The organism is Gordonia sp. SL306 (assembly GCF_026625785.1).
GTDB lineage: Bacteria > Actinomycetota > Actinomycetes > Mycobacteriales > Mycobacteriaceae > Gordonia.
In genome coordinates, this window is record NZ_CP113063.1 from 3,703,961 (window position 1) to 3,719,869 (window position 15,909).

Here is a 15,909-nt window from a genome sequence, read left to right on the forward strand (position 1 = left end):
AGCGTGATCGCGACCCCCGACCCGTTTGTCGCCGACATCTCCGACGATGCGGCGTGGGCCGGTCTCGCCTGGTCATCGGACCGCCACGTCGAGCCCGTGCGGATCGGATTCACGTCCGGGCCGCTCCCGACAGTGGATTGGGCGGTGCTCGGCGAGCAATGCGATGTGGTCTATGCCGAGCCCGATACCGAGGGCGTGCACCGAGCGGTCGTCGGGGCCGACGAACCCGAGGTGGCCGCCCGCCGACTCGCCGACCACGTGGCCGACAATCCGCAGGCTGCGACCACCTTGGCCGCCGTGCTCCGCACCGGAACGCAGGTATCGGTCCGGCAGGCGCTCGACATCGAGTCGTGGGCGTACTCGACCTTGCTCGGCGGAGACGAGTTCGCGGCGTGGCTCACCCGGCGAGGTCCGCGTCCGTTGCCTCCGACGCCCCGGGTTGCGCCGGTGACGGTCGACCGTGATGCCGGACGGCTGACGATCGGCCTGAACAGGCCGGAGCGCCGTAACGCCTTCGGTGCGGCCCTGCGGGATGCACTCGTCGAGGCGCTCGACGTCGCGGTGCTCGACGAGACAGTGACGGAGGTCCACCTGCGTGGCTCGGGGCCGGTCTTCTGCGCGGGCGGAGATCTCGACGAGTTCGGGACCACGCCGGATCCGGTGCTCGCCCACTTCGTCCGGACAGCCGGCGGGGCCGGCGTGCGCCTTGCGGAGATCGCCGACCGGACAACGGCATTTCTGCACGGCGCATGCGTTGGTGCGGGAATCGAGCTGCCCGGCCTGGCTGGGCGGGTGGTGGTCGATCCAGCAGTTGCGATCCGCCTGCCCGAGGTGAGCATGGGCCTGATCCCGGGCGCCGGAGGTACCGTCGGTATCCCACGACGGATCGGACGCTGGCGGACCTTTCATCTCTCGGTGACCGGCGTCGCCGTCGGAGCGGAGACCGCTCTGCGGTGGGGACTCGCCGATGAGATCGCCGACGTCGTGCCCGTCGACGTCAGCGCGCGAGGGACAGGGCCTCGGACCACTTGACGCGGGTGCCGGTCCGCAGGATCGACCGCTGGTAGATCCGGGATGCGAACCAGGTGGCCGAGGCGCAGGCGAGCACCATGAGTGCAAACGTGACGACGACCTGGACCGTCGAGGTGTCGCCGGTGGCGATCCGGACCGGCATCAGCGCGGCGCTGAACGGTGGTATCCAGGTGAGCACCTGGATCAAGGTGGAGTCGAGGGCCTGGATGCCGAAGATCCCGGAGTACATCACCGCCATCGCCAGGATGGTCAGCGGCGCCGAACTGGCGTTGAGTTCCTCCTGACGGGAGACGAGCGCACCTGTCGCCGCGTAGAGCGTGGCGAAGAACAGGAAACCCAGGACGAACCAGGCGATCACGGCCGCGAACATCCCGATCGCGGCCCCCGGGATCGTCAGCAGTCCGGTCACCCGACCCGCGATCAACGCAGTGGCGCCGAGCAGCAGGACCTGTGCCATTGCGATCGCCCCGATGCCGATGATCTTGCCCCACAACAGATGCAACGGCTTGATCGTCGCGAGCAGCAACTCGACGACCCGCGACGTCTTCTCCTCGACCACGCCGACGGCGACCATCGAGCCACCCATCATGATGGCGGTGATCAGTAGGATGGTGCCGACGAGTGCGATCACGATGCGTTGTCCCTCGTCGGGCTTGTCGGGAGTGGTCTGTTCGACGGTGATCGTCGCGCGGGGCAGGGAAGCGGCGTCGACGCCCCGTTCGGCGAGCGAACTGGTCAGGCCGACCTGCTCCACCGACGACCGCAGGACACCGTCGAGGGTCGGACTGAGACCGCTCTCGGAGACCGCGACATACGAGTTCGGTGCGGTGCCCGGTACGAGGGCGGCGGTGAGGTCGCCGTCGGCGACCCGCGAGCGGGCCTCCTCCGCCGAGGCGACCGAGACCACATCGACCGACGTGCCGGTCGCCGAGCCGAACTCCTCGATGGTCTGTGTGAGTGCGGCGTCCTGGCCGACCACACCGACGCGATCGGCGTCGTCACCGCCGCTGAGTGCCGACCAGACGACGGCGCCGACGATGATCACGACCATCAACAGCCCGGTGCTGATCAGGAACGACCGGGTCTTAGCACGGGTGGCGATCTCCCGTTCGGCGACCAGCCAGATCGACTGCACGGCACCGGCTCCACCTGGTGACATGGGGGAGTTCATGCGGCGACCACCTCTCGGAACAGTTCGGTCAGTGACGGGGTCGATGTCGCGAAACGGTGGACCGGGCCCACGCGAAGGGCCGCTGTGAGGATCGCCTGGTCGTCTGCGACAGCAGGGTCGAGCCGCAACATCGTCAGGTCGGTGTCGGTGTCATAGTCGGCCTGTACGACGCCGGCGATGCCCTCGGCCCACCGGGTTCGGGTGGACGGTCCGGCGATCTCCAGCATCATCCCTTCGCGTGCGCGGAGATCGTCGACCCGGCCCAGAGCACGCATCTGGCCGCGCGCCACGATGCCGACCCGATCGCACAGGCGCTGGACGAGATCGAGCTGATGGGAGGAGAAGATCACCGGGATGCCCTCGGCTGCTTTCTCTTTGAGCACATCGCTCATGACGTCGACCGCCACCGGGTCGAGTCCGGAGAACGGTTCGTCGAGCACCAGGACGCGTGGATCGTGGATGAGGGCCGCCGCGAGCTGGACGCGCTGCTGATTGCCCAGGCTCAGATCGCCGACATCGTCGTTCACCCGTTGCTCGACCCCGAGCCGGTTGGTCCACCGTTCAACGCTCTCACGGGCTGAGGTGGAAGACATCCCGTGGAGTCGGGCGAGGAACACGAGCTGTTCGCCCACCTTCATCTTGGGATACAGTCCGCGCTCCTCGGGCATGTACCCGATGCGTCGTCGCGTCTGCAGGTCGATCGGATGATTGCCGAGGCGCACGCTGCCCGCATCCGCGGCGAGGACACCGAGGATGATCCGCATCGTGGTGGATTTGCCCGCGCCGTTGCTCCCGACGAAGCCGAATATCTCGCCAGGTGAGACCTGAAAGGTCATGTCCTGCAGAGCGATCAGATCGCCGTATCGCTTGTGTAGTCCGTCGATGATCAGCGGACCGTTCATCCGTGGCTCCGTTCTGTCTCACTGGTGACGAGGTCTTCGGGGTCGGGATCGTTCATCCACCACGCGGTGAGCATCGTCGGGAGTACCACCGCGATCACCACGAGAGTGATGAGCAGAATGCCGGTGCCGTACACCGATTGGCCGCTCACGCTGTCGCGCGATCCCAAGACGATGAGGATGAGATAGGGAATGAACATGAGCGTGTACAACACGAAGAATCCGATCGACCGGGCAGAGTTCCGCTGCGCGAGCTGGATCTCGTCGAGGGCCGGGACGGGAGTGTCGGCGACTGAACCGGTGACGATGCGCAAAGCGTATTGCGCGGCGCAGGATCCCAGGACTCCGATGATGAACGGTATCGCGAACCACATGGTGCTGAACGCCATCACCGCGCCGGCGAGAGCCACGGTCAGTGTTGTCACCTGGGTCAAGACCAGTCGCCGGGCGCCGCGACGATTGCGCCACGAGTTCAGCGCACCCGCATGCTTCTCGTTGAATCGGAGATGACGCCCGGCCCGCCACTCGTCGTAGCGCCGCCAGAGGGCCGGGGTCGCCTCCTCCGGGATGGCCGAATTGGGGTCCCTCATCGTGCTCCTCCGTGATCGGGTTGTCTGTGGTCGGCGACCCGTGGGTACAACTCGGCCGACATGGCCCCGAACTCGCGGCGGCTGAAGACGGCCTCGACCGGCAGGTCGAAGACGGCGCAGATGCGGAACGCGAGGTCGAGGCTGGGGTAGTTGTCGCCGCGTTCGAGGGCGCCCACGGACTGGACGTTGATGCCGACCAGTTCGGCAAGGTGTGCTCGCGACATCTTTCGCTCGGCGCGTAGGACGCCGATGCGATTGAAGATCGGGAGCTTCTCACCCCTTCGAACAGGACTCACCTATCCGATTGTTTGGAAAACACAACAGAATGTCAAGCGGTCCCGCGAACGCCGAGCAACTCCGCGACGTTGCGCGCTGCCGCGCGACCTGCCCGATTGGCTCCGATCGTGGATGCCGACGGCCCGTAGCCGAGGAGTTGGATTCGTGGTTCCGTCGCGACGGTGGTGGCCAACCGGCCGGTCATCGTGATTCCGCCGCCCGGCCCGCGCAGGTGTAGCGGGGCCAGATGGTCGAGCGCGCTGCGGAATCCGGTGTTCCAGAAGATGACGTCGACGTCCAGGGTGTCGTCGCCGCTCGTGGCGTCCACTCCACAGTCCCAGCACACGCCGGTCTCCGTGATCCGGGTGAACATCGGGCGCCAGGCGAGGATGCCGTCGTCCTGTGCGGCCCGGATCGCCGGCGTGAGGGCCAGCCCGGTCACCGAGACGACCGACGTCGGCGGCAGCCCGGCCCGGACACGTTCTTCGACGCGGGCGACCGCCCGTCGGCCTTTGTCCGGATCGAACGGGGTCGGGTCGAACACCGGCTCGGTCCGGGAGCACCAGAACGTCTGTACCCCGGGTGCCCTGCGGGAGATCTCGATGAGCAACTGGATCGCTGAGATGCCTGCCCCGACCACGAGTACCCGTTTGCCCGCGAACTCCTCGGGCCCGACGTAGTCATGCGTGTGCAGTTGGCGGCCGCGGAAGTCGCCGATCCCGGGGACGTGCGGGATGAACGGGCGTTCCCAGGTACCGGTCGCGTTGATGATCGCGCGGGCCGTGATCGTCCTGCGGTCGCCCAGGGTCACGGCAAAGCCGTCGTCGCCTGACTCGGCGCGGAGGCGCTCGACTGAGCGGACATCGACCGGCCGGTGCACCCGAAGGCCGAACTTCTGCTCGTATTTGCCGAAGTACTCCGGGACGGCGGTCGCGGCGGGAAACGTCTCACAGTTGCGTCCGAGGGCCTCGACGAGCCCGTACCCGGGCAGGTCGTGGACGCGATTGGCGGCAGCGAGAGTCAGCGTCGGCCAGCGGAACTGCCATGCACCGCCGGGACCCCGGGCGTGGTCGAGGAGCTGATAACGATCGTCGAGAGAGAATCGCTGCAGGAAGTAGGCCGCCGACAACCCGGCTTGCCCGCCGCCGATGACCAGTACGTCACAGTCGTCTCGGATGTCGCTGTCGTTGTCGGGAGCACCCACACTGGGCAGTCTGTCACCTCGGTAGGCTTCGGCACATGATTCACTCGTCTGCAGAAGGTGCAGTGGTCAGCATCGAGCTCGACCGCCCCGACAAGCGCAACGCCCTCGACGAGACCATGGTCTCTGAGCTCTCCGAGGCATTCGTCGATGCAGTGGACGGTGGTGCGCGGGCGATCGTGCTCACCGGGAGGGGGCCGGTCTTCTGTGCCGGCGCCGATCTCTCCGGTCCGGTCTACGACCCGGCGTTCCTGGACAAGCTCGTGACGACCCTGCAACAGATCGAGGCGACGCCGGTCCCGGTGATCGCCGCGCTGAACGGCTCGGCGCTCGGCGCGGGCCTGCAGCTCGCGATGGCGGCGGACCTGCGCGTGATGGCTCCCGATGCGATTGCCGGCATCCCGGCCGCGAAGATCGGTGTGGCGGTGGATGAATGGACGATCAAGCGGTTGTCGTCGCTGGTCGGGACCGGCCAGGCGGCCGGCATGCTGATCGGATGCGATCCGCTGTCCGCGGATCGTGCCCATGCACTCGGCTTCGCCAACCGGATCGGTGATCTGACCGACGCCCGACACTGGGCCTCCGTGATCGCCGACCTCGCGCCGCTCACCCTCCAGCACTACAAGCTCGTCCTCAACGGTGACGGTGCGCGCGACGAACCGCCGGTCGAGCGGTCGGCCGCGATGATGCGCGCCTGGGAGAGCGACGATCTCGCGGAAGGTCGGGCCGCGCGGGCGGAAAAGCGCACCCCGAACTTCAGCGGACGCTAGGAGAGTCGGGCAAAACGGGCTCCTCACCAGGCCGGTATGGGAGTTTTCGTGTCCGAAACATTCCGGTCAAGTGATCGAAATCGCCCGTTTCTACCTTCACCCAAGGTGTCCTCCGGTCCGGAGTGCGCACGAAACCTGGTGAGGGAGCGGTATGTCGAATGAGTCGGTCCACGACGGGGTCGGGGAGTTCGCCGACCAAGTCGGTGATGTGGAGAAGGCCGAGGGAGGAATCATCGCCACCGGCCCGCAGGCTGCGGCCGCGCGCGAGACGCTCGAGGATTACACCCTCCGATTCGCGCCACGCAGTTATCGCAAGTGGGGGCCGGGAGTCGTCGCCATTTCGGCGCTGGGCGGAATCGCCTACCTGGCCGACTTCGCCATCGGCGCCAACATCGGTATCGCCAACGGTACCGGCAACGCGCTCTGGGGCATCCTGTTCTTCGCGGTGGTCATCATGCTCACCGGGTACCCACTCTCGTACTACGCCGCGCGATTCAACATCGACCTCGATCTGATCACGCGCGGAAGCGGTTTCGGCTATTACGGGTCGGTGTTGACGAACGTCATCTTCGCATCGTTCACGTTCATCTTCTTCGCGCTCGAGGGCTCGATCATGGCCCAGGGCCTCAAGCTGGGCCTGAGCATCCCGCTGTGGCTGGGCTATCTGCTGTCTTCGGTGCTGATCATCCCGCTGGTCATCTACGGGATGAACACTCTCGCCAAGTTGCAGGTGTGGACCACGCCGCTCTGGCTGATCATGATGGTCGCGCCCTTCTTGTACCTGGTCATCAAGCACCCTGATGCGATCGGCGACTTCCTCTCGTTCAGCGGTGGTACCGACGGCCAGGCGGGACACGGTGTCTCGTTCGCCGGCACCATGCTCGCCGCGGGTGTCTGTCTGTCCCTGATCGCGCAGATCGCCGAGCAGATCGACTATCTGCGGTTCATGCCGCCGAAGACGCCGGAGAACAGCCGCAAGTGGTGGACCGCGGTTCTCACCGCTGGACCGGGCTGGGTGATCTTCGGTGCCGTCAAGCAGGTGGTCGGCCTCTTCCTGGCCGTGTACCTGATCATGAATTTCGCCGATCAGGCTGGTGTCGCCAATGAGCCGGTTCACCAATTCCTAGCGATCTACGAGGAGTTCATGCCGCACTGGCTGGCGCTCACCCTCGCCGTCATCCTCGTGGTCATCAGTCAGGTGAAGATCAATGTCACCAATGCCTACTCGGGATCGTTGGCCTGGACCAACAGCTTCACGCGCGTCACCAAGACGTACCCAGGGCGTCTGGTGTTCCTGGTCTTCAACGTCGCCATCGCCATCGTCCTGATGGAGGCCAACATGTTCAGCTTCCTCAACGAGTTGCTGAACTTCTACGCCAACCTCGCGATCGCGTGGATCGTGACCGTTGCCTCCGACATCGCGATCAACAAGTACCTGTTGAAGATCTCGCCCAAGCAGCCCGAGTTCCGGCGCGGCATGCTCTACAACTTCAACCCGGTCGGATTCGTCTCGGTGATCGTCGCCGGTGCCGCCTCGATCATGGTGTATTTCCATGTCTTCGGCGACGCCATCCAGCCGTACTCGCCGCTCGTCGCGTTGGTGCTGGCCCTGGTACTGCCGCCGATCATCGCGCTGTCGACCAAGGGCAAGTACTACCTGCGTCGTACCGACGACGGCATCGACATTCCGATGTACGACGAGCACGGCAACCCGACCGACGAGAAGCTGATGTGTTGCGTCACCGGGATCGAGTTCGAGCGCCCGGACATGATCGCCTCCGCGGTCCCGGGACCGAACGGGGAGAAGCAGTACATCAGTTCGCTGGCGTTGTCGTGTGACAAAACCGGTGAGCACGTGCTGCCTGCGCAGGCGTAACGCGTCCGCGGTCGACCGGGTTCGGGTGTTCGACCCGAGCCCGGTCGACGTCGGTCTGGGAGAATGACGAGATGCGAAATCTCATCCCCGTGCTGCTGGACCGTCTCGCCGACGGTCCGGTGGCATTGGCGCGGGTCGTCGCGACGAGTGGCCCGGCGCCTCGCCGACTCGGTGCGGCGATGGCGGTCACCGCGGCCGGTGAGGTGATCGGTTCACTGTCGGGGGGATGTGTCGACTCGGCCATCGTGCAGTCGGCGCGCGACGTACTGGACACGGGATGTGCGGTCGGTGAGCGCTTCGGTCCCGCGGACCTCGATGACGTCGTCATCGGCCTCACCTGCGGGGGAGAGATCGAGGTCTTCGTCGAACGGATCGATGCGGGTCACGTGGCCGCCCTCACCGAACTCCTCGCCGCGATCACCACCGGGCGGCCGGTCGCGGTGGCGACGACCCTGACCACGCAGCCGGTGTGGCGGGTGAACCACGATGACGCGATCGAGCGCCTGCGTGAACTCGACGAGGACATCATCGACCTGCTCGACGCCGGGCGCAGTGGGATCGTGGGCGTCGATGACACCGAGACGCCCCTCGGTTGCGCGGCCGACCGACCGCGGACCTTCGTGCAGACCTTCGCATCGCCGCGTCGCCTGATCGCGGTCGGGGCCAACGAATTCGTCCGGGCCCTCACCTCGGCGGCGAAGAACGTCGGTTATCACGTCACCGTCGTCGACCCGCGTCCCGTGTTCACGACCGCGGCCCGGTTCCCCGATGCCGACGAAGTGATCGTGGCCTGGCCGGATCGATATCTGGACGGCGAGATCGTCTCGGGTCGAACAGATTCCGCCACCGCGGTATGCGTGATGACGCACGACGCCAAGGTCGACGTGCCGATCCTGATGTCTGCCCTGCGGTCCGATCGGGTCGGGTTCGTGGGAGCGCTCGGCTCCCGACGTACCCACACCGATCGCAACACCCGCCTGATCGAGGCCGGGCTCGCGCGAGACCAGATCGATCGGCTGCGGTCTCCGCTCGGACTCGACATCGGCGGCCACACTCCGTCAGAGGTGGCGATATCGATTCTGGCGCAATTGATCTCCGAGCGGAATGGTGGCAGTGGGCGGCCGCTGCGCGATGTCGACGGACCGATCCACCGCGGGTCGGAGAATTCCATCCGCTGATCGAGTGGCGCGGAGCGCCATACCCCCTGAGTAGGGGTCCGCACTCACTCCCGCGGGGGAGGCCTCGAAGTGCCTTGTACACCTACCTTTCCGAGACATGGAACTGTTTCGGACCCAGCGAATCCTGATGTGCACGGCAACCCTGATGGCAGCGCTCGTGGTGGTCGGGCTGTGCGCCATGGCACTCGATGATCGGATGCTGCTGGGGGTCTCGGTCTGGGCCAAGCCGGTCAAATTCGGTGTGGCCTTCGCGCTCTACACCGCGACCCTCGCCTGGCTCCTCGACCATCCGCACCGCGGTCGCCGATGGACGCGGGTGCTCGCGCCCGTCTTCGCCGCGACCGCGGTGATCGACGTGGGATTCATCGTCGTGCAAGCTGCCCGGGGGACGTTCAGCCACTTCAACTCCCAAACCGATCCGGTCAACTCGATCGGACAGATCGTGTTCACCACCGGCGTGCCGGGCCTGTTCTTCGCCAACCTCCTCATCGCGTGCATCCTGCTGTGGCAGCGCATCGGCGACTCGGCCACCACCGTCGCCATCCGTGCCGGGCTCGTGATCTCGGTTGTCGGGATGGCTCTCGGTTATCTCGTCGGGTTCGCCGGCCCGCAGCTGGCGCGCACTGCGTCCGGTGAGCTGGTGACGCTCTCGGCCAAGCACACCTTCGGCGGGCCGGACGGCACGCCGGGCATGCCGATCACCGGATGGAGTCTGCAGGCCGGAGACCTGCGTATCCCGCATTTCCTCGGACTGCACGGGATGCAGATCCTCCTGCTGCTGACCTTCGTGCTCCTGGTCTCCGCGCGGCGGTTGCCACGCATGCGTGACCAACGTACGCGGGCTCGCATCGTCGGCATCGCGGCAGGCGGCTACGCGAGTGCGGTGGCCATCACGTTGTGGCAGGCGTTGCACGGTCAGTCCCTGGTGCATCCGGACGCCGGGGTGCTGTGCGCGTGGGCGGTCGTGGTGGCCATCTGTGTGGCCGCGGCAGCGTTCGCGGTGTGGGCAGTTCCGGCGGACTCGGCCGACGACGACGGAGCGGCGGTGGTCGGCGACAAGCCGGTCGGGATCGAATCAGTCACCGGTGGAAGGGAATTCGTCGAAGGCCGGACACTCCGACCCGGGGGAGCTCGGCCTGCTCAGTCCTCGACGACGTAGGACATCAGCGCGGTCACCACCAGTTCGATGATCTTCGCGATCGCCACATCGTCAGAGGTGCTCAGATAGGTGAGGGTGATGGTGTTGGTGGCGGCGATGATCACCGGGCTGAGATCGGAGACCGGTTCCTTCCATCGCACGCCCGCGCGCTCGGCCGAGATCTCCAGGCCGATACCCGCCACCTCGTACAGTCGGCCGTACATCTCCTTGCCGACCTCTTGCAGCTCCGCGTGATTGTGCGCGTAGATGCCCAGTGAGATGGTGGCCTGCATCCGGCCGGGATCGGCCTTGAGCAGGGTGTAGAAGCCCTCGAGGTGTGCCTGCGCGTTCTTGCGCATCGCCTCACGCCCGCGGCCCTCCGGATCCGCGGCCATCGGCAGGATCGCTTCCAGCATCCGGCTGATGTCGGAGGGCACGGCGGTCTCCATCACCGCGCAGAGCAATGCCGTGCGACTGTCGAACGCATAATGGAAACTGGCCAGCGGCATGTTCGCGTGCGCGCAGATCCGACGCGTGGTCGCACCTTCGACACCGTGATCGGCGATCACGCGATATGCGGCTTCGATGAGCGCCGTTCGACGCTCCCCGACAGACATTCGTGCCAACGAGGACTACCCCCAAGACCGCATGTGACCTGCACATGTATGGTGACGTGTTCGCCGAAGCCTATCAGTGCGAATCGGGCAACGGACGTGAGATGGCCGGGTCCGCCGAGCGAGACGGTTCGTCGAGACGGTCAACACGTCGGCATCCCGGCCCGTCCGAGAGTCCGGCGGCACTATCCTGGGTCCCGTGACCTCGACTATCAGCCGGACCGGCGCAAATCTGGCACAGCGTGCGGCCTCAACTCTCTCGACGGTGGGGCTCACGACGGCCAACGCGGTCACGGGCGGACTTGCCAGGCGCGGACTACCCGCGGCGCGTGCCCTGGGCGCCGATGCGGAGGAGATCGGCCGGTACACGGCGGCGTCGCCGCGGCAACGCGGCGGCGTGTTCAGCAATGTCGAACAGGCCGAACTCTCGGTCGACGCCGACTTCCGCGTGATTCTCGACATGGCGCGCCGTCCCGGGCGGCCGCGACGCCCGATCCCGGTCCTGAGCCCCGATTTCGGGGATGAGGCGCGCGCCCTGCACGCCACCTGGCTCGGACACGCCTCGGTCCTCGTCGAAATCGACGGACTACGCGTGCTGACCGATCCGGTGTTCAGTCGACGTTGTTCACCCGCCAGTGCCATCGGCCCGGCCCGCATGCATCCCGCACCCGCCCACGTCGAAGACCTGCCGCCGATCGACGTGGTCCTGATCAGCCACGACCACTACGACCACCTCGACATGCCCACCGTGGTGGGCCTCGCCGCGCGGCAGCCGGGCGTGCGTTTCGTCGCCCCGATCGGGGTCGGCGCCCACCTCATGTCCTGGGGGGTCGCGGCTGACCGGATCGACCAGATCGACTGGTGGGACGAACACACCCTGTCCTTCGGTCGCGGCGACCTGACGTTCACCTGCACGCCCGCCCGACATTTCTCCGGGCGATCGCTGACCCGCAACCTCACGCAGTGGGCGAGCTGGGTAGTTGCCGGTGCCACCCACAGTTTCTTCTTCTCCGGTGACACCGGGTTCTCCGAGCAGTTCGAGGAGGTCGGGATGCGGCTCGGTGGCGTCGACCTGACGCTGGTGGCCGTGGGCGCCTATGACCCCGTCTGGCCGGATGTCCATGTGAACCCCGAAGAGGCCGTCCGGGTGCATCGGATGGTTACCGGAGATCGTGTGCGCGACGCGGTGATGATCCCGATCCACTGGGGGACGTTCAATCTCGCCCGGCATTCGTGGGGCGACCCCATCGCCCGGCTGCTACCGGCCGCGGCAGACAACGCGACGACCGTGGTGGTTCCGCCACCCGGCGGCGCGATCGACCTCCTGACACGATCCGGCACCGGACTCGACGACCCGGCGTGGTGGGAGGCGTCCGCGTGACGCAGGTGAGCGCCGGTCATCCTGGTCTCACCGCAGCGGAGGTCGCCCAGCGGGTGGCCGACGGCCAGGTCAACGATCTGCCGGATCGGTCGGGACGCTCCGTCGCCGACATCATCCGAGCCAACGTTTTCACCCGGATCAATGCGATCCTCGGGGTCCTGTTCGTGATCGTCGCCTCCACCGGCTCGCTGATCAACGGCCTGTTCGGGCTGCTCATCATCGCGAACAGCGGCATCGGCATCATCCAGGAGGTCCGTGCGAAACGGACGCTGGACAAGTTGGCGATCGTCGGTCAGACGACACCGATGGTGCGTCGAGATGGGCAGGTGGGCGCGCTGTCGCCCAACGAGATCGTCCTCGACGACATCATCGAGATCGGTGCAGGCGATCAGGTCGTCGTCGACGGGGAGATGGTCGAGGCGATGGCCCTCGATGTCGATGAATCGCTGCTCACCGGAGAGGCTGACCCGGTCGACAAGGTGCCGGGGGACCAGATCCTGTCCGGGAGCTTCGTCGTCGCGGGCTCCGGCGCTTACCGCGCCACCAGGGTCGGTGCCGAGGCCTACGCCGCGCAACTCGCGTCGGAGGCGTCCAAGTTCACCCTGGTCTCCTCGGAACTGCGGTCGGGGATCGACCAGATCCTCAAGGTGATCACCTGGCTGCTGATCCCGGCGGGCATCCTCACCATCGTCAACCAGGTGTTCATCAGCGACAACGGGATTCGCGCGTCCCTGTTGGGGATGGTCGCCGCGCTGGTACCGATGGTGCCCGAAGGTCTGGTCCTGATGACCTCGATCGCGTTCGCGGTCGGCGTGGTGCGGCTCGGTCAGCGTCAATGTCTGGTCAACGAGCTGCCCGCGATCGAAGGTCTGGCACGCGTGAACGTGGTGTGCGCCGACAAGACGGGGACGCTCACCGAGAACGGGATGCGGCTGTCGGAAGTGCGGCCGGTCGCCGGGCAGGCGCCGGCCGATCTCGGACCCGTCCTGGCCTCGTTGGCCGCACACGACCCGCGACCGAACGCCAGCATGCAGGCCTTGTCCGAGGCCTATCCCGAGCCGCCGTCGTGGTCGCTGGTCACGGTCGAGCCGTTCACGTCGGCCAAGAAGTGGAGCGGAATGTCGTTCCGCGACGCCGGCGGTGAGGACATGGGCAACTGGCTGGTGGGTGCGCCCGACGTGCTCCTCGATCCGGCGAGTGCCACCGCCCATCTGGCGAACGAATTGGGTTCGACGGGACTGCGGATTCTGCTGCTCGCCCAGACCGATGTGCCGGTCGACACCCCGCCTGCGCCGGGTGCCGACACCCCGGGATCGGTCACCCCTGTCGCGCTCGTCGTGCTCGAGCAGCGGGTACGGGCCGATGCACGGGAGACTCTCGACTACTTCGCGAGTCAGAACGTCGACGTCAAGGTGATCTCCGGCGACAACGCGCGTTCGGTCGGCGCGGTCGCGGCCTCACTCGGTCTGGGCTCACCGGACACGTCGGTGGACGCACGCAGCCTGCCGACCGACCAAGACGAACTCGCCGAGATCGTCGACCGCGGCGTCACCTTCGGCCGGGTGCGCCCCGATCAGAAGCGGTCGATGGTCAAGGCGTTGCAGTCCACGGGCGACACCGTCGCGATGACCGGAGACGGTGTCAACGACGTGCTGGCGCTCAAGGACGCCGACATCGGGGTGGCGATGGGATCGGGAAGTTCGGCGGCGCGTTCGGTCGCGCAGATCGTGTTGCTCGACAACAGGTTTGCCACTCTGCCCTATGTCGTCGGCGAGGGTCGCCGCGTGATCGGCAACATCGAGCGGGTTTCCAACCTGTTCCTCACCAAGACCGTGTACGCGGTGCTGCTGGCGTTGTTCGTCGGCATCGGCGGACTGGTGGATCACCTGTTCGGTGCGGGCTCCCTCAGCTACCCGTTCCAGCCGATCCACGTGACCATTTCGGCGTGGTTCACGATCGGTATCCCGGCGTTCGTACTGTCGCTGGCACCGAACAACGAACGGGCCCGTCCGGGATTCGTCCGACGGGTGCTGTCCCAAGCGGTGCCGAACGGGATCATCGTCGGACTGGCCGCCTTCGTCACCTACGTCATCGTGAATCCAGGTGGGTCGGGCGTCGAGATCGGGAACAAGGACTCGGTCGACCTCAGCCCTCTGCAGACGCAGGCGGCAACCGCGACCCTGATGACCCTGATCGCCGTCGCCCTGTATGTCCTGGCGGTGGTCGCGCGGCCGTACAACTGGTGGAAGGCGATCCTGATCGCGGTGTCGGTCGGCGCGTACGTGGTGATCTTCCTGTGGCCGTGGACTCAGGACCTGTTCAAGCTCGACACGTCGAATACGCAGATGATGTCGGTCGCGGCGGTGTCGGCGGCGTTGGGCATCGTGGCGGTCGAGGTGGTCTCGCGGATGGTTCCGCGAATCGTGGCGGCGCGAGATCAACGCCTGGCCGATACCGCGGGTCCCGTTGACGATGGGACTGCACCCCGACGTCCGGACTGACTAGACTCGGAGCATGGATCTCAAAGGACTGGTGGACAAGGCCAAGGCCGCGCTCAGGGGCAACCCGAGCCTGATCGAAAAGGGCGGCGACACGGTCAACAAGGTCACCGGCGGCAAATACTCCGGTCATGTCGACAAAGCGCAGGACGCAGTCAAGAAGGCGGTCGGGTCGGACACCCCGAAGCCGGAGAACCCGGCTCCCGCCCCGAACCCGGAGCCGCCGAAACCCGAAGAGCCGAAGCAGAATCCGCCTCAGGCCTAGGGTTCGCCCCGGGTCTCGGCCCGAGCATGCCGCCGATACGACGACACGGTCGGATCGGCAGCGAACCAGAAACGCCACGGCACGTCGGCGGCACGTCGGACGCCGACCCGCGGTCCGACGCTGATCGCTGCCGACGCCACCGGTCCTGATCTGTCGATGCTGACGGGCCTGCCGTCGTCGAGGTCGCTGTCGAGGTCATCCATGGTGATGCCGAGCGCGCGGGTGAGATTTCCCGGCCCACGTGCCAACGACACATCATCCTTGGCGGTCGGCCGCCGTGTGCGGGCCAGATCGAGCCCGTCGATGATCTCTCCGGCGCGGATCAGGACGGCCGATCCCTGTTCGGTCGGGCCGGTCACCACATTCGCGCAGAAGTGCCCGTGGATTCGGTAGACGTAGAGCCGCCCAGGCGGGCCGTACATGATCTCCGACCTGCGTGTGCGGGTGTATGCGTGCGATGCCGGATCGTCGCGACCGCCGTATGCCTCCACCTCTGTGATGCGGGCGGCGACGCCGTGCCCCACCAGAACGGTGCCCAGCAGCGCTCGCGCGTTGTCGCTGACGCTAGGCTCACTGACCATGGCCAAGACTAGTGACTCCATCGATGTGGACCTGTCTGTCGAAGATACCTGGGCCGCGGCATCGGATCTGACGCGTTACACGGAGTGGCTCGTGCTGCATGACGGCTGGCGGTCGGCGGTTCCGGCGGCCGACGAACTCGGCGAAGGTGTGTCGCTGGCATCGGTGGTCAAGGTCAAGGGGACCCGCATCCGGTTCGACTGGACGATCGAGAAGTACCGTCCATTGGAGCAGGTGCGGTTGAAGGGCAACGGCAAGGGCGGCGTGAAGGCCAAGCTCGACCTGGGCATAGCGCCCACCGATTCGGGGTCGACAGTAACCTTCACTGTTGATCTCGGCGGTTTGCCACTGATCGGGCCGGCCGGCAAGGCAGCGGCCATGGCGGTATCCGGGGATCTGCGGAAGTCGTTGACGACATTCCGTGAGGTCTTCGGCTAGACG

The 15,909-nt window shown here is 66.5% G+C and carries 16 protein-coding genes; 9 read left to right on the top strand and 7 right to left on the bottom strand.

The window, feature by feature from the left end; all coding sequences use genetic code 11:
• Positions 1-3: 3 nt before the first annotated feature.
• Positions 4-1,032, top strand: a complete 1,029-nt coding sequence (locus tag OVA31_RS17000) for an enoyl-CoA hydratase/isomerase family protein (RefSeq protein WP_267627781.1) — start codon at positions 4-6, stop codon at positions 1,030-1,032.
• Here the strand turns inward: OVA31_RS17000 and OVA31_RS17005 are convergent.
• From OVA31_RS17005 to OVA31_RS17025, 5 genes are read right to left on the bottom strand one after another with little or no spacing between them, the layout of a single operon-like run.
• Positions 998-2,203: an ABC transporter permease gene (locus tag OVA31_RS17005; RefSeq protein ID WP_267627782.1), complete on the bottom strand. Its 1,206-nt coding sequence runs from the start codon at positions 2,201-2,203 to the stop codon at positions 998-1,000. The two genes, OVA31_RS17000 and OVA31_RS17005, sit on opposite strands and share 35 nt — an antisense overlap.
• Positions 2,200-3,105 carry an ABC transporter ATP-binding protein gene (locus OVA31_RS17010; RefSeq protein ID WP_267627783.1) on the bottom strand — a complete coding sequence of 302 codons (906 nt, stop codon included), beginning with the start codon at positions 3,103-3,105 and terminating at the stop codon, positions 2,200-2,202. Before OVA31_RS17010 ends, OVA31_RS17005 begins: the two co-directional genes overlap by 4 nt.
• Positions 3,102-3,692, bottom strand: coding sequence for a hypothetical protein (locus OVA31_RS17015; protein WP_267627784.1), 591 nt, complete (start codon positions 3,690-3,692; stop codon positions 3,102-3,104). Before OVA31_RS17015 ends, OVA31_RS17010 begins: the two co-directional genes overlap by 4 nt.
• A complete protein-coding gene (locus OVA31_RS17020) occupies positions 3,689-3,988 on the bottom strand; it encodes a helix-turn-helix transcriptional regulator (RefSeq protein ID WP_267627785.1) in 300 nt (99 codons plus the stop codon). The genes OVA31_RS17015 and OVA31_RS17020 overlap by 4 nt, the downstream gene beginning before the upstream one ends.
• A gap of 32 nt (positions 3,989-4,020) precedes the next feature.
• Complete coding sequence (locus OVA31_RS17025) at positions 4,021-5,172, bottom strand: NAD(P)-binding domain-containing protein (RefSeq protein WP_267627786.1); 1,152 nt, start codon at positions 5,170-5,172, stop codon at positions 4,021-4,023.
• A gap of 35 nt (positions 5,173-5,207) precedes the next feature.
• Between OVA31_RS17025 and OVA31_RS17030 the strand changes: the two genes are divergently transcribed.
• The 4 genes from OVA31_RS17030 to OVA31_RS17045 all read left to right on the top strand — a co-directional run bounded on the left by OVA31_RS17030 (position 5,208) and on the right by OVA31_RS17045 (position 10,152).
• A complete protein-coding gene (locus tag OVA31_RS17030) occupies positions 5,208-5,939 on the top strand; it encodes an enoyl-CoA hydratase (RefSeq protein WP_267627787.1) in 732 nt (243 codons plus the stop codon).
• A gap of 151 nt (positions 5,940-6,090) precedes the next feature.
• Positions 6,091-7,815: a purine-cytosine permease family protein gene (locus OVA31_RS17035; RefSeq protein WP_267627788.1), complete on the top strand. Its 1,725-nt coding sequence runs from the start codon at positions 6,091-6,093 to the stop codon at positions 7,813-7,815.
• A gap of 71 nt (positions 7,816-7,886) precedes the next feature.
• Positions 7,887-8,993 (top strand): XdhC family protein, encoded by a 1,107-nt coding sequence (locus OVA31_RS17040; RefSeq protein WP_267627789.1) that lies wholly within the window; start codon positions 7,887-7,889, stop codon positions 8,991-8,993.
• A gap of 97 nt (positions 8,994-9,090) precedes the next feature.
• Positions 9,091-10,152 (top strand): hypothetical protein, encoded by a 1,062-nt coding sequence (locus tag OVA31_RS17045; protein ID WP_267627790.1) that lies wholly within the window; start codon positions 9,091-9,093, stop codon positions 10,150-10,152.
• Here OVA31_RS17045 and OVA31_RS17050 read toward each other — a convergent pair.
• Positions 10,134-10,757, bottom strand: coding sequence for a TetR/AcrR family transcriptional regulator (locus tag OVA31_RS17050; RefSeq protein ID WP_164307111.1), 624 nt, complete (start codon positions 10,755-10,757; stop codon positions 10,134-10,136). The two genes, OVA31_RS17045 and OVA31_RS17050, sit on opposite strands and share 19 nt — an antisense overlap.
• A 187-nt stretch (positions 10,758-10,944) precedes the next feature.
• On the opposite strand from OVA31_RS17050, the gene OVA31_RS17055 reads away from it, so the two are divergent.
• The 3 genes from OVA31_RS17055 to OVA31_RS17065 are packed head-to-tail and all read left to right on the top strand — an operon-like array spanning position 10,945 to position 14,889.
• Positions 10,945-12,126 (top strand): MBL fold metallo-hydrolase, encoded by a 1,182-nt coding sequence (locus OVA31_RS17055; RefSeq protein WP_267627791.1) that lies wholly within the window; start codon positions 10,945-10,947, stop codon positions 12,124-12,126.
• The gene (locus OVA31_RS17060; RefSeq protein ID WP_267627792.1) at positions 12,123-14,627 is read left to right on the top strand and encodes an HAD-IC family P-type ATPase; all 2,505 of its coding nucleotides are present in this window, start codon (positions 12,123-12,125) and stop codon (positions 14,625-14,627) included. The genes OVA31_RS17055 and OVA31_RS17060 overlap by 4 nt, the downstream gene beginning before the upstream one ends.
• Before the next feature lie 13 nt (positions 14,628-14,640).
• Positions 14,641-14,889, top strand: a complete 249-nt coding sequence (locus tag OVA31_RS17065) for an antitoxin (RefSeq protein ID WP_267627793.1) — start codon at positions 14,641-14,643, stop codon at positions 14,887-14,889.
• Here OVA31_RS17065 and OVA31_RS17070 read toward each other — a convergent pair.
• Positions 14,886-15,491, bottom strand: coding sequence for a DNA-3-methyladenine glycosylase (locus tag OVA31_RS17070; protein WP_267627794.1), 606 nt, complete (start codon positions 15,489-15,491; stop codon positions 14,886-14,888). The two genes, OVA31_RS17065 and OVA31_RS17070, sit on opposite strands and share 4 nt — an antisense overlap.
• Here OVA31_RS17070 and OVA31_RS17075 point away from each other — a divergent pair.
• Positions 15,469-15,906 (top strand): SRPBCC family protein, encoded by a 438-nt coding sequence (locus tag OVA31_RS17075; protein WP_267627796.1) that lies wholly within the window; start codon positions 15,469-15,471, stop codon positions 15,904-15,906. The two genes, OVA31_RS17070 and OVA31_RS17075, sit on opposite strands and share 23 nt — an antisense overlap.
• Positions 15,907-15,909 lie beyond the last annotated feature (3 nt).